Source organism: Microbulbifer maximicatervae (SeqCode) (assembly GCF_052467065.1).
This window is the reverse complement of sequence record NZ_CP174299.1, coordinates 1,036,718-1,057,316: the sequence shown is the minus strand read 5'-3', so window position 1 is coordinate 1,057,316 and position 20,599 is coordinate 1,036,718. Positions and strand designations below refer to the sequence as shown.

The window sequence follows — 20,599 nt, the reverse complement described above, 5'->3', positions numbered from 1 at the left end:
ACGTCTCTGCATTTGCGCATTCATGCTGCCCTTGGTGTACAATGCGCGCCTTTCTAAAATGCCCAGAATGCATTGAGCAGTAGGGCCATCCCACGCTGGGAGCCTTTGGTCCTACTCATAAGTCTGGGCGCTGTGGTATCGAGTTTTACAAGCCTCTACTCAAGCCCGCTTTACCGAGGGAACACCATGTTTGATTCATCTGTCACTTTAGCTTCTTACGACCCGGAAATTTGGGAAGCCATCCAGGAGGAAGACTCTCGTCAGGAAGACCATATCGAGTTAATCGCCTCTGAGAACTACACCAGCCCAATGGTAATGGAAGCTCAGGGCAGCAGCCTGACTAACAAGTATGCCGAGGGCTATCCAGGCAAGCGTTATTACGGCGGTTGTGAGTACGTGGACAAAGTGGAAACCCTGGCCATTGAGCGCGCCAAGGAGCTGTTTGGTGCTGACTACGCGAATGTGCAGCCGCACTCTGGATCACAGGCTAATGCGGCTGTTTACCAGGCGCTCTGTGCCCCAGGTGACACTGTACTGGGCATGAGTCTGGCCCATGGTGGCCACCTTACCCACGGTGCCCGCGTTAACTTTTCCGGCAAGATCTACAATGCAGTGCAGTACGGTCTGAACCCGGAAACTGGCGAAGTGGATTACGAGGAAGTTGAACGCCTGGCGCTTGAGCACAAGCCGAAGATGATCGTGGCTGGTTTCTCTGCCTATAGCCGAGTGATGGATTGGGCGCGTTTCCGCGAGATCGCTGACAAAGTGGGTGCTTACCTGTTTGTGGATATGGCTCACATTGCAGGCCTGGTTGCCGCTGGTGAGTATCCCTCCCCAATCTCCCACGCCGATGTTGTGACTTCTACTACTCACAAAACCCTGCGTGGCCCCCGCGGCGGTATCATCCTGGCGCGCGCCAACGAAGAAATTGAGAAGAAGCTCAACTCCGCTGTATTCCCCGGTGGTCAGGGTGGCCCGCTGATGCATGTGATCGCGGCGAAAGCGGTTTCTTTCAAAGAGGCCATGACCCCTGAATACAAGGCCTACCAGAAGAAGGTTGTGGAAAATGCCCGCGCAATGGCGGAGACCTTCCTCGATCGCGGTATCAACATTGTATCCGGTGGGACCGATGATCACCTGATGCTGGTTGACCTGATTGGCAAAGAGTACACCGGTAAGGATGCGGATGAAGCCCTGGGTAACGCCAACATCACCGTTAATAAGAACGCGGTACCCAACGATCCGCGCTCTCCTTTCATTACCAGCGGCCTGCGTGTCGGTACCCCGGCAATCACTACTCGCGGCTTTGGTGTAAAGGAAACCCAACAGCTCACTCACTGGATCTGCGACGTACTGGATGCACTGGAGAAAGGTGATGTTGAAGCCACTATCGCCGATGTGAAGCAGAAGGTTCTGGGGATTTGCGCAGAGTTTCCTGTGTATAAAAAAGGCTGATCAGCACTGCTGACAAAAAAGCGGCTCATAGAGCCGCTTTTTTTATGTGTCCCTGTTGAATTTGCGATGCACTGTGGCTGTGCGTGGCGCGGTCACACAGTGCAACGGCTGTGGTAAACTGCGGCCCATTTTCCATTCCGGGGATAATCCCACATGCACTGTCCGTTCTGCAGCGCAGAAGAAACAAAAGTAGTCGATTCCCGATTGGTGGCTGAGGGCGACCAAGTACGCCGCCGGCGCGAGTGCCTGGAGTGCCACGAGAGGTTTACCACATTTGAAACTGCGGAGCTGCTGCTGCCGCGAGTGATCAAGCAAAACGGCCAGCGCGAGCCGTTTAATGAAGACAAGTTGCGCGCGGGTATTCAGCGCGCTGTGGAAAAGCGCCCGGTGAGTATTGAGCGGGTGGAGTCGGCGGTATCTCAAATAAAACACGCCCTGCAGGCGACCGGAGAACGGGAGTTGCCGGCGCGTGCTATTGGTGAATTGGTGATGGAGCAGCTGCGTGAGCTGGACCAGGTGGCCTATGTGCGCTTTGCTTCTGTCTATCGCCGTTTTGAGGATGTCAGCGAGTTTAGAGAAGAGATTGAGCGACTGACCAGTAAGGGATCGAAGACAGAATGAGTCAAACTGTTGTACACAGTGCGGAAGCACTGATGGCCCGCGCTATTCAGTTGGCAGAGCGCGGTCTTTACACCACTATGCCGAATCCGCGAGTGGGCTGTGTGATTACTGACGGGGATGGCAATATTGTCGGCGAAGGCTGGCACAAGCGGGCCGGCGAACCCCACGCTGAGATCGAAGCCCTGAGTGATGCCGGCGACCTGGCTCAGGGGGCTACGGTTTATGTCACTCTTGAGCCCTGCAGCCATACCGGCCGCACAGGTCCCTGTGCCGAGGCGTTGGTAAAGGCCGGCGTGGCCCGGGTTATTTACGGAATGCAGGATCCGAATCCCAGTGTCAGCGGTGCCGGATTGCAAATATTGCGCGATGCTGGGATCGAAGTGGAAGGCCCCATCCTGGAAGAGAGGTGTCGCGCTCTAAACCCCGGCTTTATCAAGCGTATGACCCTGGGGCTGCCCCTGGTGCGAAGCAAATCCGCCATGAGCCTGGATGGGCGCACCGCTATGGCCAGTGGGGAATCAAAGTGGGTATCGGGCCCTGCGGCTCGCGCCGATGTACAGCGCCTGCGTGCTCGCAGTTGTGCAGTGATCACAGGGGTTGAGACGGTGCGTTTCGACAATCCCAATCTCAATGTGCGCGCCGATGAAATGGCACTGGAAATGCTGGCCGCAGAGCGAGCCGCCGAAGTGCAGCCGCTGCGGGTAATTGTTGACAGCCAGCTGCGCACCCCAGCGAGAGCCTTTATTTTGCAGGGGGATGCCCCCACATTGGTGTGCACGACAGAGCGCGCGGAGGCCGAGCGCCGCGAGCGTATTGAGAAAACGGGTGCGGAAGTCGTGGTTTTACCCCATGACAAAGAAGGTCGCGTAGACCTGCTCGCCCTGCTCAAGGAGTTGGCGCGACGCCAGTGCAATGAAGTTTTGGTAGAGAGCGGTGCGACCCTCTCTGGTGAATTCCTCTACCGGGGCCATGTCGACGAAATAATTGTTTATATGGCGCCAAAACTGCTGGGTAGCACCGGGCGGCCGCTGTTTGAACTGCCTATCGAACGTATGGGCTCGATGCTGCCGATTACGATTACCGATATGCGCGCAGTTGGTCACGACTGGCGCATTACTGCAACAACCGATATCGAGCGCTGATGTTTACCGGAATTATTGAAGCCTTAGGCGAGATTGCAGAGTTAAAACCCCAGGGCGGCGACCTGCGTGTGCGTGTGCGCAGCGGTAAGCTGGATCTGGGTGATGTGCAACTGGGGGACAGTATCGCCACCAATGGTGTTTGTCTCACGGTTGTTGACCTGCCCGGTGATGGTTACTGGGCGGATGTCTCTGCGGAAACCCTGGATGTGACAACGGTGGGCCGCTGGAAAAAAGGCGACCGGGTCAATCTGGAAAAAGCACTGACACCCCAGACCCGCCTGGGTGGACACATTGTCAGCGGCCATGTGGATGGTATTGGCGAGGTGGTATGGCGCAAGTCCGAGGCTCGCGCCGAGCGGTTCCGCCTGCGCGCACCGGAAAATCTTGCTCGCTATATTGCCCATAAAGGGTCTATCACCGTCGACGGCACCAGCCTCACGGTCAATGCGGTGGATGGGGCTGAGTTTGAACTCACCATAGTGCCACACACGTTGCAGGAAACGATTATGGCCGGCTATACCGCCGGTACTCGGGTCAACCTGGAAGTGGACCTGATTGCGCGCTACTTGGAGCGGCTACTCCTCGGTGATGAGGCAGCCAAGCCTAGTGGTGGGGGTATGACCCTCGAATTTTTGGCCCAGAACGGGTTTTACAAGCGCTAAAGATGGGCCGTGCACCACGGCGAAAACAGCAGCGATAGCCGCTCTATTTGCAATTGATAAATTTATCCAGAGTTAACCATGGAACTAAATACGGTTGAAGAACTGATCGACGATATCCGCCAGGGCAAAATGGTAATCCTGATGGATGATGAAGATCGCGAGAACGAGGGCGACTTGGTGATGGCTGCGGAGCAGATTCGCGCTGAAGACATCAACTTTATGGCCACTCATGCCCGTGGCCTGATTTGTATGCCCATGTCCAAAGAGCGCTGTGAGCAGTTGGACCTGCCGCTGATGTCGCGGGACAACGGAGCCCAGTTCAGCACCAACTTCACCGTATCCATAGAGGCGGCAGAGGGTGTCACCACCGGTATTTCCGCCGCCGATCGCGCGCGCACGGTTCGCGCCGCTGTGGCCAGAAATGCCAAGCCCAGCGATATTGTACAGCCCGGCCATATCTTCCCCATTATGGCCCAGCCCGGCGGTGTATTAAGCCGCGCAGGCCACACCGAAGCCGGTTGCGACCTGGCCCGCCTGGCGGGTTTTGAGGCGGCTGCGGTGATTGTTGAGATCATGAATGAAGACGGCACCATGTCCCGCCGCCCGGACCTGGAAAAGTTCGCGAAAGAGCACAACCTGAAGATCGGCACTATCGCCGACCTGATTACCTATCGCGCCCTGAATGAGAAAACTGTTGAGTGCGTTAATGAGCGCAAGGTGCGCACCGAGTTCGGTGAGTTCAAGCTGCGCACTTATCTCGATAAGGCCCGCCGCGAGCGCCACTTTGCCTTTGTTAAAGGCGACCCCACCCCAGAAGAGCCGACCCTGGTTCGTGTGCATGTGGGAAATACTCTGCGCGATGTGCTTACGATTCAGCGCGGCGATGAAAAATTCACCCCGTGGACCTTCCGTCGCGCGATGCAGCGTATTGAAGAAGAGGGCAAGGGTGTTGTGGTACTGATCTGCCACAACGAAACCACCGAAGAAATCGAAGAGAGTATTGATTGGCTGATCAGCGGCAAGCAACAGCGCCCCAGCCAGGACCTGGTGTACAAGCAGGTAGGTACCGGTTCGCAAATTCTGCGGGATCTCAAGGTGCGCAAAATGCGCCTGATGAGCGCACCGTTCAAGTTCAGTGCTATTTCCGGGTTTGACCTGGAGGTAGAGGAATACCTGAACGTAGAGGCGCCGCAACCCTAATAAAAGAGTAACAATACTGAAGCGCCGCTACTGTCCTGATAGCGGCGGCGATGGACAAGAAATACGGATTGAAAATTATGAGCAATATTCAAGTGATCGAAGGGGACTTTGTCGGCAGTACGGGCAAATACGCACTGTTGGTGAGCCGCTGGAACAGCTTTGTGGTTGAAAGTCTAAAGGATGGTGCACTGGACACCCTGCGCCGCAAGGGTATCAAGGATGAAGATATCACTATCTACTACGCCCCGGGCGCATTCGAATTTCCCCTGGCGGCACAGAAGCTGGCGGAGACTAAAAAGTTTGATGCCATTATTGCCTTGGGCGCGGTTATCCGTGGTGGCACCCCGCACTTTGAGTATGTGGCTGGCGAGTGCACCAAAGGCCTGGCTCAGGTATCCATGAATACTGGCATTCCCGTCACCTTTGGCGTGCTGACTGTGGACTCCATTGAGCAGGCTATCGAGCGCTCCGGCACCAAGGCTGGCAACAAAGGTTGTGAAGCCGCCGAAACCGCCCTGGAAATGGTTTCCCTACTCGGCAAGATTTAATTGCCGGCGCGCCGACACAAAAGGTGTGTCGGTGCGGCCCATTCTGTGAAGTATCTACCGGAAAAGACAATGACCGTAACTGCATCCGCCCGCCGTAAGGCACGTCACTACGCCATGCAGGCGCTCTATCAGTGGCAGATGGCCGGCGCCAGCCTCAATTCCATTGAGGCCGAGTTTCACGCCGATAATGATATGAGCAAAACCGACGTGGAATATTTTCGCGATATTTTCCACGGCGTAGCGAAAAACCTCGATGAGGTAGAGGGCGCTTACACTTCGCACCTGGATCGCAAAGTGGAAGACCTGGATCCTGTATCCCGCGCGCTGTTGCGCATGGCCACTTACGAACTGAAAAGCCGTATCGATGTACCTTACAAGGTTGTCATTAATGAGGCGGTGGCACTGGCGAAAAAATTTGGTCCCACCGATGCCTTCAAGTTTATCAATGGCATTTTGGATAAGACCGCTGCGGACCTGCGCTCGGCAGAGGTAGCCGCAGACAAGAAGGGCTGAGCCAGCAATTATGTCTAAAGCGCCGGGGGAGTTTGAGATCATCCGCGATTACTTCGCCCGCGCTCCCCAGGGCGAAGGCGTAGCCCTGGGGATTGGCGATGACTGCGCGCTCTTGCAAGCACCTGTCAACGGGCAGTTGGCCACTTCTATGGACACCCTGGTAGCAGGCCGTCACTTCCCCGCAGGTGCCGACCCATTCATGCTTGCCAGCCGTGCACTGCGTGTGAATATCAGTGATCTGGCAGCCATGAATGCCCGCCCCCTCTGGTTTACCCTTGCCCTGACCTTACCCGATAGCGACTCTGTTTGGCTGGAGAAATTCGCCAGTGGCCTACTGGAAACTGCTGGCAAGTTTGGGGTTTCCCTTGTGGGTGGTGACACTACCGCTGGCCCCTTATCCATTACGATTCAGGTGATCGGCCATACCGAAAAGCCCCTCCGGCGGGACGGCGCTTCTGTCGGCGACAATATTTATGTGAGCGGCCCACTGGGCGCTGCCGCAGCAGCCCTGCCCGTTGTTTTGGCAGAGCGGAATGTGACTGAGTCAGTGCGGCGGGAAGCGGAGCAGGCTTTCTATTTTCCCGAGCCGCAATTAGAAACTGCCAACGCGATTGCAGGCATTGCTACCAGTGCGTTGGATATTTCCGACGGATTACTGGGGGATCTGGGCCATATCTGCAAAGCGAGCGGTGTGGCAGCAGAAATAAACCTGGAGTCTCTGCCCATAGCCCCCCTAGCCAATCGATTGGCAGCTGATACTGCCGTAGAGCTGGCGGCCTGTGGAGGGGATGACTACCAGCTTTGTTTTACCGCACCGGCAGCCGCAGTTGAGCAAGTTCGTCAGTTGGGTTTTACACCCATAGGGAAACTCGTTGAGGGGGAGCCGCAGGTACGTTGCTCCTATCACGGGAACCCCTGGGTTGCTCAATCGCCAGGCTATAGGCACTTTTAAGTCATTGTGTAGACCATAGTGCCTTTGTGAGAATTCAATAATATGAGCATTAACAACCCGACATTTTCCCAGCTGTTGCGCGATCCCACCTTACTGTTGGCATTTGGGTTCGGCTCCGGGCTGGCACCCAAAGCGCCGGGTACGTTTGGTACCCTGGCAGCGATTCCTTTTTGGTGGTTGATGAAGGATTTGCCTCCATTCTGGTATCTGGCCATTGTGTTTGTTACCGGTGTGGTAGGTTGCTATCTATGTGGTGCAGCTGCCAAGAAAATGGGAGTTCACGATCACGGCGGTATTGTTTGGGATGAAATGGTGGGCTACTGGCTCACCATGTTTATGGCTCCTGCAGGTTGGGCTTGGGCGCTATACGGCTTTGTCCTCTTCCGGGTATTTGATATTGCCAAGCCCCCGCCCATTGGCTGGGCCGATCGCAAGGTGCAAGGTGGCGTTGGGATTATGCTCGACGATATACTGGCCGCCGTTTATGCGTCCCTGGTACTGCAATTAACGGCGTGGGTACTGGGCGCTTAGATTGATAGGGAAGATCAATGCGCAGCTATTTTGTATTTTTTTTAAGTCTCTTGATTGCTCTGAGTGCTAATGCACAGCAGGTTCAATTAAAGGGATTATTTGGCGATAGCGCCATGCTGGAAATTGATGGCCGCCAGAAAATTCTTAAGGCGGGACAAAAATCCCCAGAGGGTGTCACCCTGTTGGAAGCGACTACTCGTTATGCACGGATTAGTGTGTCTGGACGGGAGCAAAAGCTGACCTTGGATGCACCTATAGCAACCAGTTTTGCCAAGGCGGCGAAAGCAGAAGTACGGCTTCCCGCCGATAGCCGTGGACATTATTTAACAAATGCCTGGGTCAATGGCCTGAGAGTGCCGATGATGGTGGATACCGGCGCTACCAATATTGCTATTAATTATCCTACCGCTCGTCGCCTAAGGCTGAATCTGGATAATGCCGAGGAAGTACTAGTCTCTACTGCTAATGGTATTACTAGTGTTTATCGAGTGAATCTTAGCAGTGTCACCATAGGTGGAATCAAAGTTCACAATGTTGATGCGACAGTTCATGCCGATGACTTCCCCCAGGTGGTACTTCTTGGCAACAGCTTTCTCAGCCAGGTTGATATGGAACAGCAGGGCGGTGTGCTGGTACTGCGCGCCCGACACTGATTTAAAGAGGTATTAAGTTGACCATTCGTTTTGTGGAATCCTCAAAACTGCCCACCTCTTGGGGTATGTTTGAGATGCACGGTTTCGAGGAAGTGGAAACCGGAAAAGAGCACGTAGTGCTCACCATGGGTGACTTCGATACCGAAGAGCCTCTGTTGGCCCGTATTCATTCTGAGTGCCTGACCGGGGATGCACTTTTCTCCCTGCGCTGTGACTGTGGTGCCCAGCTACAACATGCGATGCATCGCATAGCTATGGAGGGGCGTGGAGCTATTTTCTATCTCCGCCAGGAGGGCCGCGGTATCGGTCTGTTAAATAAGATTCGCGCTTACCATTTGCAGGATTGTGGTGCGGATACGGTGGAAGCCAATGAGCAGTTGGGCTTTGGCGCCGATATGCGGGATTACTCGATTCTGAAAGCAATGATCGAACACCTGGGTATCCATGCCATTCGCTTGATGACCAATAACCCGCGCAAAGTTAAAGCTCTGGAGGACTTGGGCATCAATGTGACTGAGCGCCTGCCGCACCAGTCCGGACGCAACCCCCACAATGCCAAGTATTTGTCCACCAAAAAAGGCAAACTTGGTCACCTGATCGAAAATGAGGATGAAGAAGGAAAAGAAAACTAACTTTCACTTTTCTTTAAGCACCCCAATAAAAAAGGCCGGAGTTATCCGGCCTTTTTTATTTTGAAGAAATTATTTAAAACTGAATTCGGATATTTCAAGCTCGGTTTTAAACTATTCAGAGGCTTTTAATTCTTAAAGACCTCGCCCCCTTTCATCACAAAATCCACATCTAAAAGCTCATCGATATTATCCAGTGGCGAGCCATCGGTGGCGATAATATCGGCGTACTTACCGGACTCAATGGTGCCCAGTGAATCGCTCATATCGATCAGGTCGGCGGCGTTAACGGTAGCGGATTGCAGGATGGCCATATTGTCCATACCGGCTTCACTCATCAGTACCGCCTCGCGGGCATTGATGCCGTGCTTGGATACACCTGAGTCGGTACCGAAGGCAATTTTTACCCCGGCATTGACCGCTTTACGGAAATTGCCGCGCATGTCTGTGCCAACACGAATGGCTTTTTCCTTCTGAGCCTCAGATAAGACATCGGTATTTTTTGCCAGCTGTACTACGGTATCGCCGGCGAGAAGTGTCGGAACCAGATAAGCGCCGGTTTCTTTAAATAGCTTATGGGCGCGGGGGCCTGCGTAGGTGCCGTGCTCAATACTGTCTACACCAGCCTCCAGTGCGGCGATAATGCCTTCTTCCTGGTGCGCGTGGCTAGCCACCTTGCGACCCATACGTTTGGCTGCAAGGACCACCTCTTTTAACTCATCCATTTCCATCTGCTGACCAGTTCCGGTAGCGCGATCGGTGAGCACACCACCGGTAGAGGTAATCTTGATAAAGTCAGCACCATATTTGATCGCATGGCGGGTCGCGCGTCGGCACTCGTAGGGGCCGTCGCATACAGTTTTGGTCTTGTCATCGTGCAGCTCCATTAACTCTGGGCTTACCCCGCTGATATCTGCGTGGCCACCGGTTATTCCCACCCTGCCGGCTGCAACAATTCGCGGGCCATCTACCCAACCTTTATTGATCGCATCACGCATCGCATACATTTCTTCACCACTGTTACCAGCATCGCGCACAGTGGTAAAACCAGACTCCAGGGTTCGCATGGCAAACATTTGCGAGCGCATCTGGGTCAGCGGCATGGACATCTTGAGAGCCTCGGTATCATTTTTAGGGCCCAGCTCACCTTGTAAATGCACGTGCATATCCATTAAGCCCGGCATTACGAAACTATTTTTAAGATCAATGACTTCAGCGTTACCCGGGCTTACATAACCGGATCTGACAGCACTGATCTTGCCGTCCTCGATAATTACACTTTGCTCTTGTAAAGGTTTCTCACCGGGAACGGCGAGTAGTGTGCCTGCATGGATAACAGTAGTTTTTGCCAGTGTCGCGGATGAGAGAAGAGTTGCGATGCCGCAGAGAAGGAGACGCTTCATGATTTGTACACCTATTTATTATTTAGGTACACGCTAAATCAATCTGCGGAATATGACAATTGCGAGCTGATTACTTGGTTAGAGCCGGGAAATAGTTTCTAAAAAATGAAAAAAAGGCCGGAAAATCCGGCCTTTTAAAATTTATGAAGAATTAATATCTACGGCGTGGCTGCACAAATACTGCGGTAGTTCGGCCAGGCAGAGTAAAGGTGCCGCTGCTCCTATCAAATTTTACTTTGTGCAGGCGTGAGTCTACTGATCGGCGCTGACGTGGGTGCTTGAACAGGTACTCACCAATAAGGTTTTCGCTGGTAAATTCCAATGATTCGTCATCGCCATTAAACAGCACCACAATACGTTCAAAGCGGCGATCGATGCTGCCACTGGAATCGAATAACTCCATTACAATCAGCCCAGGAATCTGGTCGGGTCCGGTGTTGAGGAAATTGAGGTGTGCCTCTACGGACTCTGCATCAGACAAGCGGAACAGGGGAGAGCTGTTGCGAATCGCCAGTTGCTCGCGGAATAGAGCAGAACTCCACAAGCGGTGCCGGCGCTCGGGAGCCAGTTCCGGGTTTGCCAGTAAAGGTTGCATCAGGGACCAGTTATCTTCATTTTTATCTGCGATAGGTAAACCCGCAGCCCAATTATCGGTGGCGAGGCTGAAGTCCAGTGCATTAAACCAGTCACCGGAGTTGTAACTGTCCCGATCCATCGACTTTGAGCGCAGGAAATCCTGGCCTGCGTGGATAAACGGCACTCCCTGGGCGAACAGAACCAGGGAATTACTGAATGCCTGGATACGCACTCGTTCAGCCAAGTCGGCGCTGTCGCTGGCTTTGATCTGTACTCCGTCGAACAGCGTCTCGTTGTCGTGGGCGGCAATATAATTAATGGATTCCTGCGGGTCGGCGGTATAGCCGGTGGGCTGGCCGTTATAGACCAGCTCGCTGCCGGTAATGATATTGCCGTTGGCATCTTCAAAAGGATAATCCGCCAGGTTGCCGGCGAGGGAAACGCGGACTTTATCTGCCAGGGTTAGCAGTGTGGCACGCTCATCTTCTCCCTCAAACTTACCGTTGCTGTCGGTGAACAGACCGGTACCAAAGCCCTGCTCCTCAAAGCCTCCGAAGGGGTTGCCACCACGCACGGAATCGCGCAGGCGATCGTTAAAGGTGCCGATACCGCTGCCTGCCATATTGCCCTGGCGGGCCTGTACAAAGCGAGCATCGTCAGCCACTTCGCCAAAATTCCAGCCCTCGCCGTACAGATAGATAGCGCTGCCATCGACACCATCGGCTGCCGGGGTCAGTGATTGCAGTGCCGCTTGCGCTTTGAGGATATTGTCGAGGCTGTGATGTCCCATCAGATCGAAACGGAAGCTGTCCACCTTGTAGGATCGGGCCCAGGTGACCAGGGAATCGATCATCAGCTTTTCCATCATGGCGTGCTCACTGGCGGTATTTGCGCAGCAGCTGCTCATCTCCACTCCGCCCTCCAGATTGCGGCGGTGGTAATAGCCGGGGACGATTTTATCGAGTACGGAGTTGTCGTATTGGCCATAGGAGCTGGTGTGGTTGTAAACCACGTCCATCACCAGTCGCAGGCCGGAGTGAGATAACCCTTGCACCATTTGACGGAATTCGCGAATGCGCGCAGGTCCATCGGGAGCGCTGCTATAGCTGCCTTCGGGGACCGTGTAGTGCAATGGATCGTAGCCCCAGTTAAAGCCATCGGTATCGCGAATTGCATCTACCTGGGCCTGCTGCTCGCTGCTGTCCGATGCGTAGTCTGAGAGGTCCGGTGTTTGCTGCTGTTGCATGCGATCCTCATTGACTGTGGCAAAGTCAAAGGCCGGCAGCAGGTGGATATGAGTGAGGCCGGCGCGGGCCAGTTTATTGAGGTGGCGCATGCCGTCGCTGTGCTTGCGGGTGAAAGCCTTGAAGGTGCCGCGCTCTGCTTCGGGGACAGTTTGATCCGCAATACTGAAATCGCGTACGTGCAGCTCGTAGACACTGATATCTTCCGGCTGGGTTAACTTGGGCTTGCGCAGGCGGTCCCAACCGTGTGGCTTCAGGTCCCGGTCATCCAGGTTGACGATCTGGCTTTTGCCGCTATTGATGGAGAGACTCAGGGAGTAGGGGTCGGTGACCAGGTTGGTTTCAATCTGACGGCTGAAGTAGGAATACACCTCGACCTCATAGAGGTAAAAGCTGCGGTCCCACTGCTTATCGATATCGGCACTCCAAACCCCGGTAGATTCATCGCGCAGCATGGATACCACGTGATCGGCGTTATCGCTGCTGGGGTCTGTAAACAGGTGCAGCTTTACTGCCCGTGCAGTGGGCGCCCAAAGATCGAGCTGGATACTCTCCTCGCCGACACGGGCACCGAGTTCACCGTCGTAGTAGAAGTGGTCATCGAGGGCACCGGCCATCTGCACACCAGTCGCATCCAGTAACGTGCCCTCCGCATCGTAAGCGGCGAGTGCGAGTTGCTGGGTGACCAGATCACTAGTGGAAGCCTGCCCCGGCAATTGCCAGGCACTGAAACTGGCCAGGTGCGGGAATTTTTGTTGGGCGCTGTCGGGCAGGGTGGCGAGAGGGGTGAGATCGATGGTGCCATCGGAACGGATATCACCGTCCTCCAGTTTTAGCTCGGCGCTGTTGCTGTAGTGCAATTTAACCTCGATACCTTCCTGCACCTGGATATCCCAGGCAAAGCTGCTGGTATCCACCCAGTGAGCTTTATCGCTGCTCAGGTCACCCTTGGCGAAGCCATCACTGCTGACGGTGACTTCTTTACTATTCGAGTCAAAAGCAAAGTAGATTTCATCGTAATCGGCAGCCACGGTAAAGCTGACGTTGGCTCCATTGTTGCCGTAGCTCTCCTCCCAGCCTTCGTGCAGGGCTACCTTGAATTCATAGGAGCCGGCAGGAAGCGCTGAGGTGATAAAGGTGTAGGTGCCATCTCCATCGGCATCCTGCATCCAGCTGCGCAGGCAACCGGGTTGCCAGTCTCCCGGACACCCGAGCAGGGATTGGAAGTTGCCGGCTACAGCGGCGACCACGCTATTGTGGTTGTCGGTGATCCAGTGAGTCTCGTGGTCGTAGATAAATTTAACTTCGCGGGCCTCATCCAGGCTAAGGGAAATATTACCGCCGTCCCGCTGGCCGCCCGAGCCATAATTCTCATCCCAGCTGTTGTTGAGAGCGGCTTTGTACTCCCAGTTGCCGGCGGGTATCCAAAAGCTGCCTTGCCATTTGTTGTCTTCGCTGTCATAGCTGAGCAGGGTGGCGACACAACCTGGTTGCCAGTCGCCATCGCAGCCCAGTTGGCTTTGTAGGTTGCCGGGAATATTGACCTCTGTGGGATCTGGTGTGTCAGATGCCCACACCGGTATTTGGATGGAGCAGAAGACTGCCCCCAGAATCAGCCCGGCCTTTGTGCCGGGCCCTGTAAATTTTGTTGTTGGCATAGCGCTTCCCATTTTTTTTTGTACTTGTTGCGGTTCTCTCAGTTGGTATTGAATCGCAGTCACGCATTGACGGCCTCCCACCCCGAGGAGGTGGAGGTCTGGGGGAGGTGGTTGGGGGTGTCATAAAACCTTTATAAATTCGTCACTTGGTGGAAATACCCGCAGGAGAAGATGCTTCTCGAGTAAACGCGATGGCGAAAGAAAAAGCCGGATCTATACTCAACTGATCGGGTTATGGTGAGTCGAGAAAGGTGATGCACTCGCTGTAATCGGATTCGAAGGCCGGCTTTTGCCGGCTTTGCTTTTTGTGGCGGGGCAATTACTGAGAGGCTTCCCGGCTTTATCCTTGCTCCTATCCCCGGGTAGTGCTAATTTGCCCATAACCCGCCAGGTACTATGGCGGAATCCAGAACTCAATGACTGCGGAGGATGATTGATGATTGTTGCAACCCTCCGCCGGGTCCAGTAGCAGCCTCCAGCTGCCCACGCCCGGCGATAGATTCCTAGACGTCGGGCTTTCCCTGAGAAAGCTCTGTTGGCCGCGTATGTGCGGTCGCTTGGTGCTTTGTTGCGCCCAGAGGGTTTCAATCTTGAGTAAATCTCACTTTACCCGCCGGTCTGTTAATAGATTCGGCACTAAATCCCCATCTATCAAAATTGAGCGGGAAGCTTCTCCGCTGCAAAAACTCGGTTGGAAGCCTTTTTTCCAACAGCAGCTGACGCTCGAAGAACTCGAGCAGTGTTTGCCGCTGCGGGTTATGGCTGTACACCGCAGTCGCCTGGAGTTGGCCGGCGAGCAGGGGGCTGTGTCCCTTCCGCTAACCGGGAGTCTTGTGGCTAATTTGCCCGCGGTGGGGGATTGGCTGTTGTTAGAGAAGAGCAGTGGATATTTCGTGCGTTTGTTGAGCCGCAGCAGCCAGTTTGAGCGCATGGCACCTGGGGGGCATCAGGTGCAGATGATCGCCGCCAATGTCGATAGTGTTTTTATTGTTTCGTCTCTGAATGATGACTTTAACCTCTCACGTATTGAGCGCTATTTGGCTCTGGCTCGGGAGTCTGGTTGCAGCCCACACCTGATACTGACTAAGACCGATCTGTGTGAAGATACAGCCCCTTTTCTTCAGGCATTGCGTCCATTCGGCGAATTACCCGCTGCACTGGTAAATAGCCTGGATCGAGAAAGCGTGGCACAGCTGCGCCAGTGGTGCTTACCTGGGGAAACTATCGCGCTGTTAGGTTCTTCTGGAGTGGGTAAATCCACTTTGCTAAATGCGCTGTCTGGCGAATCCCTGGCTGAGACTGGGACCATTCGTAAAGCCGACAGCAAAGGGCGCCACACTACACGGAAGCGCTCTCTTCACTCCCTGAGTTGGGGAGCGCTGTTACTCGATAGCCCTGGAATGCGGGAGCTAGGATTGGTGCATGTTGAAGATGGCGTGGCGGAGACTTTTTCTGATATCGAGGCCTTGTCCAGAGAGTGTCGCTTCTCTGACTGCCAGCACCAGTCAGAGCCAGGCTGTGCGGTACAAGAGGCAATAACGGGCGATTCGCTGGATGATCGGCGCTTGCGCAATTGGCAAAAACTGCAACAGGAACTAAGCCGTAACGGTCAAACTCTCGCGCAGAAGCGGGCAGGGGAGAGAGCGCTATCCCAGATGTATCGATCTGTGCAAAACCAGGCACGTAAACACAAATATTCAGAGGATTAATAGAACTGGCGCCCGGAAATTTTCCCGGGTGCTTCTCAATTAATGAGAGAGTTTTAACGTGACAACGCCTAAGATAATGAGCAAAACTCCCAGGTAGCGTCCAAGGCTGGTGGAGTCTCCAAAGAACAGCACCCCTACCGCAAAGGCTCCGGCGGCACCAATTCCAGTCCAGACCGCATAGGAAGTACCAATAGGTATCTCCCGTTGCGCCAGCCATAGAAGAAATCCACTGACCCCAATAAATACCACAGCCATAACCACACCCAGAAGGCGGGTGTTACTGCCCTGTGAAATTTTCAGTCCCAGCACCCAACCAATTTCGCATAGTCCGGCGAGTATTAAGTAGAACCAGGCCATGATACTCCTTTAAAGAGACTCGGCGATTTGCTTTTAGCAGAGAAATCAATGTTGACATGTCAGTAAACAAGTCTTTCCCGTATTAGAACAGATATAGTTGAGAATAGCTGAGATGGCTTTATTGAAAGTCAGGTGGAGAGCTGTGCCTCGCTCCCATCCAGTAATTAATCTCAAAGTGCAGCCGCACCTGTTTGAGCTCTTAAAACGCTATCTATTAGTTACATTGCCAAGTGCATTGTTTCGGAGGAAGTTGGAGCATGCTAAATAAATAAAATCTTTACTGAGAGGGCTTTGCATTGTTTTCCAGATGAAATCAGGAAAACGATAAAACTGTGCGAAAGTCTATTTAAATCCGAGCCCAAACTTGCGCGAAATGAATTTTTCTATATTATTGTAATGATAATTATTATCATTTGGTGCTGGTTCAATACCCCTGTAAATTTAAAATAACTATCAGATAAAGTAATTAAAACTTATGTCAAATAGATTGCCACCTGAATGGGCAAAGCAAGATGCAATAATGCTCACTTGGCCTCATGCGGATACTGATTGGAAGCCGATACTAAGCGAAGTAGAAGCGGTTTATGTTTCTATTTGCGAAGCTATAACTGCTCGACAAAAACTGGTAGTCGTTTGTCATGATGAGGTTTTAAAAAAACATATTAGCCAGCTATTACATGTGGCTAATGTAATAATTCAAAATATTCAGTTTGTTGTTGTTGCCACAAATGATAGTTGGGCGAGAGATCATGGCCCAATTTCAGTAGTGAACAGCCAAGGAGAAGTTGTTGCTCTCGATTTTACGTTTAATGGATGGGGAAGCAAATACCCGGCTGATTTAGACAATCAGATTAACCAGGAAATGTTTAAGCAATTGGGTATCTGTAATTGGCGGAAAATTGACGTCGTTCTTGAAGGTGGAGCAATAGATATTGATGAAAAGGGCAACCTTTTAACGACTGAGCGCTGTCTGCTAAATAAAAATCGTAACCACCGCATGACAAGAGCGGATATCGAGGGACTGCTAAAAACTGAGTTAGGTGCAAAGAATATTCTATGGCTGGATCATGGCGCATTAGAGGGCGATGATACAGATAGTCATATCGACACTCTTGCACGGTTCGCACCTGGCCAAACTATTGTCTATCAGGGCTGTAATGAAAGTGGTTATCGTTTTTTTGATGAACTTGAGAAAATGAAGCAGAGTTTAGTACAAATGCGCTCGCTTGATGGGAAACCATTTAATTTGCTGGAATTACCATGGCCTAGCGGACAAGCAAATGCAAGTGGCGAGCGTTTACCTGCCACTTATGCCAACTTTCTAATTATCAATGATGCGGTACTAGCTCCTGTATATGATGTTGAAGAAGATACTGAGGCGTTACAAACTCTCCAGATGGCATTTCCGGAGCATCAGATAGTTGCGGTTAATTGCCGGCCCATTATCGAACAGTTCGGTAGTTTGCATTGTTTAACTATGCAGCTGCCGAAAAACCTCTTGGCTAATTAGGCGTTAAAAAAAATTTTTTTGCATCTAATCTAAAATTAAACAATCTAGCGAATTTATTAATGAGTAACATAGTTAAAGTGGCACTTGTTCAGCAAGATAACACTGTTGATTGCCAACAAAATATTGATAGGTCAACTCAGGGAATACGTGCCGCAGCGAGTGAAGGTGCTGATTTGGTAGTGCTGCAGGAGTTGCATCGTAGTCTGTATTTTTGTCAGTCAGAAGATGTGAGTTTATTCGATTTAGCTGAGACGATCCCTGGACCCAGTACGGATTATTTTGGAAGGCTTGCAAAAGAACTCGGCGTGGTCATAGTGACCTCTTTATTTGAAAAGCGTGCTGCAGGTATTTATCACAATACTGCAGTGGTATTGGATAAAAATGGCTCTATTGCCGGAAAGTATCGAAAAATGCATATTCCGGACGATCCGGGATTTTACGAAAAATTTTATTTCACGCCTGGTGATTTGGGCTTTGAAGTTATAGATACGAGTATTGGCAAGTTGGGCATATTGGTTTGTTGGGATCAATGGTTTCCTGAAGCTGCCCGACTGATGGCAATGGCTGGAGCAGAATTACTGATTTACCCAACCGCAATTGGATGGGACCCGCGCGATGATGCGGCTGAGCAGCAACGGCAACTTGAAGCCTGGAAAATTGTACAAAGGTCCCACGCGGTAGCGAATGGCGTACCAGTTATTAGTTGTAATCGTGTGGGCCATGAAAGTGATTCCAGTGGAAGTTCTGCCGGCATTGATTTCTGGGGTAATAGCTTTATCTGTGGTCCACAGGGCGAGCTACTTGCCTGTGCAAGTGAAAGTGATGGTGAGATACTAATTGCGAATATAGATATGGAGAAAAGTGAACAAGTACGTCGTATTTGGCCATACTTGCGAGATAGACGTGTCGATCATTACCAAGACTTAACGAAAATTTACCGTGATTAAGAGTTGATAGTTTGGGTCTGCCAGATTTCCCAGAAATTAGCAGACCCAATTTACTAAATGGCTAGTGGTTCGCGACACTGCTGAAGTTGTTGAATTAGGTATCTATCTCTAGCTAGTGTTTCTTTACAGTCATTACCAAACCATTCCAGTGAAGCTTCAATGTTGCGGACTCTCTTGTCTGGATGTTGACTAATATGACTTACGAATTCCTGATAGTTAACAGCGCCATCAAACAGCGGGACAATACCTTCCCGCGAGCCAGAAGCAGAATATACATTAGCAGGCGAGAACACATTCAGGAATTCTGCAGAACTTACATTTTTTAAGTGGATATGATTAATATTATCTTTTAAAGCCTCAAAAGCTGGGATTACTTCAGTTTTTGATTCCCAGACATGGAGTACGTCAAAATTGATTTGAAGATTGTCACAAGCAACGCTCTGTAATAAATGCTTTGTTGCTGGGACGGAATCCGCATATGTATTGGGATGTGTTTCAATAATTAAGTTGAGATCATGTCGGGACATCCATTGACAGACCTTGCGCAACGTCTTTGTTAATCGTGCAAAGCCATGCTCAGATGTGTTTGCGCTTGCCTCGGAGCCGGCAAAAGTCCTAATTTTCTTAGCGCCCCAATGTTTTGCTAAGTAACATAAATGTTCTACTTGTTTATGTAATTCTGCTTCAGTGGCATATAGTGCTAAATAATCACTTAACATCGTGATTTTTAGGCCGTAGCCCGCCAACCAATCTTTATTGTATTCTGGTTGAGAGGCGAGATTTTTTGCGTGAGTTCCCCACAATTCAATACCCTGAAAATGATTATGCTTCGCCCACTTTGCCAAATGATCAATTGAAACCAGTTGGTGGCGAAAAGAGATTGTACAGATAGATAAAATCATATGCACACCTCATTGAAACGTTCTTTGCTAGTAATAGCTACATGGTTTTGCCATTGTTGAAATAATGTATGTAGCTGACGTTTGATTTTAAATTCTCGCTGATCTTGTTGATCCAGTAGCTGCATGATTTCTGTTTTAATATCTGTCGATAATTCGGATGGATAGTTTTCTTCAGTAGCGTAATTCGCAATTTTCATAGAACGAAATTGAATCTGTTTATAGGTGGAAACTAACTCTTCAATAATGTCGCACCATGTTTCAAATTCATCAAAATCCAAATTCAGCTGCAACATAAAATATGCTAAGCCATGTTCGTAGGCATACTTTCGAATAGCCAATACGGGAAGCTGAGTGAGAGCATGGCTTAAATTAGAGGGGCATAGCTGACTTTCAGGAGCCAAATGTGCCTTGACAATTTTTCGCACAGCATCCGTCATCGGATTGTTGTTTAAGTTCAAACAGGCAGTAAAATAGTCATGGATTGCCTGATTGGAGCTTGGTTTAATTTGGCTGCTATCAAAGATATAACCGCCAGCAACAGCATCCGACTCAATTGCGTGTAATACTTGTTTTTTATTTTGCTCTCCTTCCCAGCGAAAATCAGGATCCCACATAAATAACATTTCTGGATCTTGGCTATTTTCCAGCATTACGTAGTGAGGGAATGGATTCTGGTTAAACTTATTTTCGCGTTCTGGCAACCTATACATATCTAGCATTACCATTATGTTCTGACTGGCAGATTTATTGTCTAGTAATGTTAGTAATGTCTTAATATTGTCACTTTTGGATAAGCCTTGGTTGTACCAGGACTTTATCTCGACACCATAAATTTTCTCGAACCAGTTTCGAAAGAAGTCATGGTTCAAATTCTCGGCGTGATAGTTGATACAATAATCATCATCAACTACAACATCGGCGTCCCATACGCCAAAATAAAATGGTCTATGGTCAACATGATCATTTGCTTTGATACTCTCGCATAGACAACTCACAAAACAATGTACTTTAATATCCTCAAACTCTTCTGTCTGCTCTTCAGCTTGTTCTGCTGGAGCTATTTCGACTCCTGATTTCTCTTGAGGATCGGTATCTTTGGGAGAAGCGCCATTCTCGCTCTTATAGTTAACCCGGCCTAATATAAACTCACTAAAGCTATCGACTGTATCAAAATCCTTCAAGTTCAAGGCTTCATCGGGTATATCAATTCCCAGCTTTAATTCCAAGCTAATAAGTACTTGCAGGATCAGTACGGAGTCAAGGTATAAATCTTCATTTAGCTTGGAGTGAAGCTGAACATCTTCTATATGTGTTAGATTCAACTCATTAGTAAGTATGCTCTGAATCGAATCTACTATTTCAGTCTTTTGCATAATTAATATATTGT

General features: G+C 51.0%; 19 protein-coding genes. 14 read left to right on the top strand and 5 right to left on the bottom strand.

The features are described 5' to 3' along the window. The first annotated feature begins 186 nt into the window (after nucleotides 1–186). The 11 genes from glyA (at nucleotide 187) to ribA (ending at nucleotide 8,909) form a co-directional block, all read left to right on the top strand. The gene (glyA, locus tag ACJJI1_RS04745) at nucleotides 187–1,455 is read left to right on the top strand and encodes a serine hydroxymethyltransferase (protein ID WP_108734578.1); all 1,269 of its coding nucleotides are present in this window, start codon (nucleotides 187–189) and stop codon (nucleotides 1,453–1,455) included. A gap of 153 nt (nucleotides 1,456–1,608) precedes the next feature. Beyond that, nucleotides 1,609–2,076 carry a transcriptional regulator NrdR gene (gene nrdR, locus ACJJI1_RS04740; protein ID WP_108734577.1) on the top strand — a complete coding sequence of 156 codons (468 nt, stop codon included), beginning with the start codon at nucleotides 1,609–1,611 and terminating at the stop codon, nucleotides 2,074–2,076. Then, nucleotides 2,073–3,218: a bifunctional diaminohydroxyphosphoribosylaminopyrimidine deaminase/5-amino-6-(5-phosphoribosylamino)uracil reductase RibD gene (ribD, locus tag ACJJI1_RS04735; protein WP_444958689.1), complete on the top strand. Its 1,146-nt coding sequence runs from the start codon at nucleotides 2,073–2,075 to the stop codon at nucleotides 3,216–3,218. The genes nrdR and ribD overlap by 4 nt, the downstream gene beginning before the upstream one ends. Next, nucleotides 3,218–3,880, top strand: a complete 663-nt coding sequence (locus ACJJI1_RS04730; protein ID WP_108734575.1) for a riboflavin synthase — start codon at nucleotides 3,218–3,220, stop codon at nucleotides 3,878–3,880. The genes ribD and ACJJI1_RS04730 overlap by 1 nt, the downstream gene beginning before the upstream one ends. Nucleotides 3,881–3,958: 78 nt before the next feature. Next, on the top strand, nucleotides 3,959–5,080 hold the full coding sequence (ribBA, locus tag ACJJI1_RS04725) for a bifunctional 3,4-dihydroxy-2-butanone-4-phosphate synthase/GTP cyclohydrolase II (RefSeq protein WP_413663385.1): 1,122 nt from the start codon (nucleotides 3,959–3,961) through the stop codon (nucleotides 5,078–5,080). Between the two features lie 77 nt (nucleotides 5,081–5,157). After that, a complete protein-coding gene (gene ribH, locus ACJJI1_RS04720) occupies nucleotides 5,158–5,628 on the top strand; it encodes a 6,7-dimethyl-8-ribityllumazine synthase (protein ID WP_108735355.1) in 471 nt (156 codons plus the stop codon). Between the two features lie 69 nt (nucleotides 5,629–5,697). Next, entirely contained in the window at nucleotides 5,698–6,141 is a 444-nt protein-coding gene (gene nusB, locus ACJJI1_RS04715) for a transcription antitermination factor NusB (RefSeq protein WP_444958688.1), read from the top strand. Between the two features lie 10 nt (nucleotides 6,142–6,151). Then, the gene (thiL, locus tag ACJJI1_RS04710; protein ID WP_444958687.1) at nucleotides 6,152–7,093 is read left to right on the top strand and encodes a thiamine-phosphate kinase; all 942 of its coding nucleotides are present in this window, start codon (nucleotides 6,152–6,154) and stop codon (nucleotides 7,091–7,093) included. A gap of 42 nt (nucleotides 7,094–7,135) precedes the next feature. Continuing rightward, on the top strand, nucleotides 7,136–7,624 hold the full coding sequence (locus tag ACJJI1_RS04705; protein WP_444958686.1) for a phosphatidylglycerophosphatase A family protein: 489 nt from the start codon (nucleotides 7,136–7,138) through the stop codon (nucleotides 7,622–7,624). A 17-nt stretch (nucleotides 7,625–7,641) separates the two neighbouring features. Beyond that, nucleotides 7,642–8,277, top strand: a complete 636-nt coding sequence (locus ACJJI1_RS04700) for a retropepsin-like aspartic protease family protein (RefSeq protein WP_444918235.1) — start codon at nucleotides 7,642–7,644, stop codon at nucleotides 8,275–8,277. A 17-nt stretch (nucleotides 8,278–8,294) separates the two neighbouring features. Beyond that, nucleotides 8,295–8,909 carry a GTP cyclohydrolase II gene (gene ribA / locus ACJJI1_RS04695; RefSeq protein WP_444958685.1) on the top strand — a complete coding sequence of 205 codons (615 nt, stop codon included), beginning with the start codon at nucleotides 8,295–8,297 and terminating at the stop codon, nucleotides 8,907–8,909. A gap of 125 nt (nucleotides 8,910–9,034) precedes the next feature. Here ribA and ACJJI1_RS04690 read toward each other — a convergent pair whose 3' ends face one another. Beyond that, a complete protein-coding gene (locus tag ACJJI1_RS04690; RefSeq protein WP_444958684.1) occupies nucleotides 9,035–10,309 on the bottom strand; it encodes an amidohydrolase family protein in 1,275 nt (424 codons plus the stop codon). Nucleotides 10,310–10,460: 151 nt separating this feature from the next. Further along, nucleotides 10,461–13,787 carry a pullulanase-type alpha-1,6-glucosidase gene (gene pulA, locus ACJJI1_RS04685; RefSeq protein ID WP_444958683.1) on the bottom strand — a complete coding sequence of 1,109 codons (3,327 nt, stop codon included), beginning with the start codon at nucleotides 13,785–13,787 and terminating at the stop codon, nucleotides 10,461–10,463. Between the two features lie 590 nt (nucleotides 13,788–14,377). Between pulA and rsgA the strand changes: the two genes are divergently transcribed. Next, the gene (rsgA, locus tag ACJJI1_RS04680; RefSeq protein WP_444958682.1) at nucleotides 14,378–15,496 is read left to right on the top strand and encodes a ribosome small subunit-dependent GTPase A; all 1,119 of its coding nucleotides are present in this window, start codon (nucleotides 14,378–14,380) and stop codon (nucleotides 15,494–15,496) included. 39 nt (nucleotides 15,497–15,535) lie between these two features. Here the strand turns inward: rsgA and ACJJI1_RS04675 are convergent, their stop codons facing one another. After that, nucleotides 15,536–15,853, bottom strand: coding sequence for a DMT family transporter (locus tag ACJJI1_RS04675; protein ID WP_108734565.1), 318 nt, complete (start codon nucleotides 15,851–15,853; stop codon nucleotides 15,536–15,538). A 475-nt stretch (nucleotides 15,854–16,328) separates the two neighbouring features. On the opposite strand from ACJJI1_RS04675, the gene ACJJI1_RS04670 reads away from it, so the two are divergent. Both ACJJI1_RS04670 and ACJJI1_RS04665 read left to right on the top strand, forming a co-directional pair. Further along, nucleotides 16,329–17,363 (top strand): agmatine deiminase family protein, encoded by a 1,035-nt coding sequence (locus tag ACJJI1_RS04670; protein WP_444934215.1) that lies wholly within the window; start codon nucleotides 16,329–16,331, stop codon nucleotides 17,361–17,363. Between the two features lie 59 nt (nucleotides 17,364–17,422). Continuing rightward, nucleotides 17,423–18,310 carry a carbon-nitrogen hydrolase gene (locus ACJJI1_RS04665; protein WP_413663377.1) on the top strand — a complete coding sequence of 296 codons (888 nt, stop codon included), beginning with the start codon at nucleotides 17,423–17,425 and terminating at the stop codon, nucleotides 18,308–18,310. Between the two features lie 53 nt (nucleotides 18,311–18,363). Here the strand turns inward: ACJJI1_RS04665 and ACJJI1_RS04660 are convergent, their stop codons facing one another. Then, complete coding sequence (locus ACJJI1_RS04660) at nucleotides 18,364–19,212, bottom strand: sugar phosphate isomerase/epimerase family protein (RefSeq protein WP_444958681.1); 849 nt, start codon at nucleotides 19,210–19,212, stop codon at nucleotides 18,364–18,366. Next, entirely contained in the window at nucleotides 19,209–20,585 is a 1,377-nt protein-coding gene (locus tag ACJJI1_RS04655) for a DUF6005 family protein (protein WP_444958680.1), read from the bottom strand. The genes ACJJI1_RS04660 and ACJJI1_RS04655 overlap by 4 nt, the downstream gene beginning before the upstream one ends. Nucleotides 20,586–20,599: the final 14 nt, after the last annotated feature.

Excerpts from the sequence above, each read along its gene's own strand:
- ACJJI1_RS04670 (WP_444934215.1), top strand. The coding sequence starts at position 16,329 with ATGTCAAATAGATTGCCACCTGAATGGGCAAAGCAAGATGCAATAATG.
- ACJJI1_RS04730 (WP_108734575.1), top strand. The coding sequence starts at position 3,218 with ATGTTTACCGGAATTATTGAAGCCTTAGGCGAGATTGCAGAGTTAAAA.
- nusB (WP_444958688.1), top strand. The coding sequence starts at position 5,698 with ATGACCGTAACTGCATCCGCCCGCCGTAAGGCACGTCACTACGCCATG.
- ACJJI1_RS04700 (WP_444918235.1), top strand. The coding sequence starts at position 7,642 with ATGCGCAGCTATTTTGTATTTTTTTTAAGTCTCTTGATTGCTCTGAGT.
- glyA (WP_108734578.1), top strand. The coding sequence starts at position 187 with ATGTTTGATTCATCTGTCACTTTAGCTTCTTACGACCCGGAAATTTGG.
- thiL (WP_444958687.1), top strand. The coding sequence starts at position 6,152 with ATGTCTAAAGCGCCGGGGGAGTTTGAGATCATCCGCGATTACTTCGCC.
- ribD (WP_444958689.1), top strand. The coding sequence starts at position 2,073 with ATGAGTCAAACTGTTGTACACAGTGCGGAAGCACTGATGGCCCGCGCT.
- ribBA (WP_413663385.1), top strand. The coding sequence starts at position 3,959 with ATGGAACTAAATACGGTTGAAGAACTGATCGACGATATCCGCCAGGGC.
- ACJJI1_RS04655 (WP_444958680.1), bottom strand. The coding sequence starts at position 20,585 with ATGCAAAAGACTGAAATAGTAGATTCGATTCAGAGCATACTTACTAAT.
- ACJJI1_RS04690 (WP_444958684.1), bottom strand. The coding sequence starts at position 10,309 with ATGAAGCGTCTCCTTCTCTGCGGCATCGCAACTCTTCTCTCATCCGCG.
- ACJJI1_RS04660 (WP_444958681.1), bottom strand. The coding sequence starts at position 19,212 with ATGATTTTATCTATCTGTACAATCTCTTTTCGCCACCAACTGGTTTCA.
- ribH (WP_108735355.1), top strand. The coding sequence starts at position 5,158 with ATGAGCAATATTCAAGTGATCGAAGGGGACTTTGTCGGCAGTACGGGC.
- nrdR (WP_108734577.1), top strand. The coding sequence starts at position 1,609 with ATGCACTGTCCGTTCTGCAGCGCAGAAGAAACAAAAGTAGTCGATTCC.
- ACJJI1_RS04665 (WP_413663377.1), top strand. The coding sequence starts at position 17,423 with ATGAGTAACATAGTTAAAGTGGCACTTGTTCAGCAAGATAACACTGTT.
- ACJJI1_RS04675 (WP_108734565.1), bottom strand. The coding sequence starts at position 15,853 with ATGGCCTGGTTCTACTTAATACTCGCCGGACTATGCGAAATTGGTTGG.
- ACJJI1_RS04705 (WP_444958686.1), top strand. The coding sequence starts at position 7,136 with ATGAGCATTAACAACCCGACATTTTCCCAGCTGTTGCGCGATCCCACC.
- pulA (WP_444958683.1), bottom strand. The coding sequence starts at position 13,787 with ATGCCAACAACAAAATTTACAGGGCCCGGCACAAAGGCCGGGCTGATT.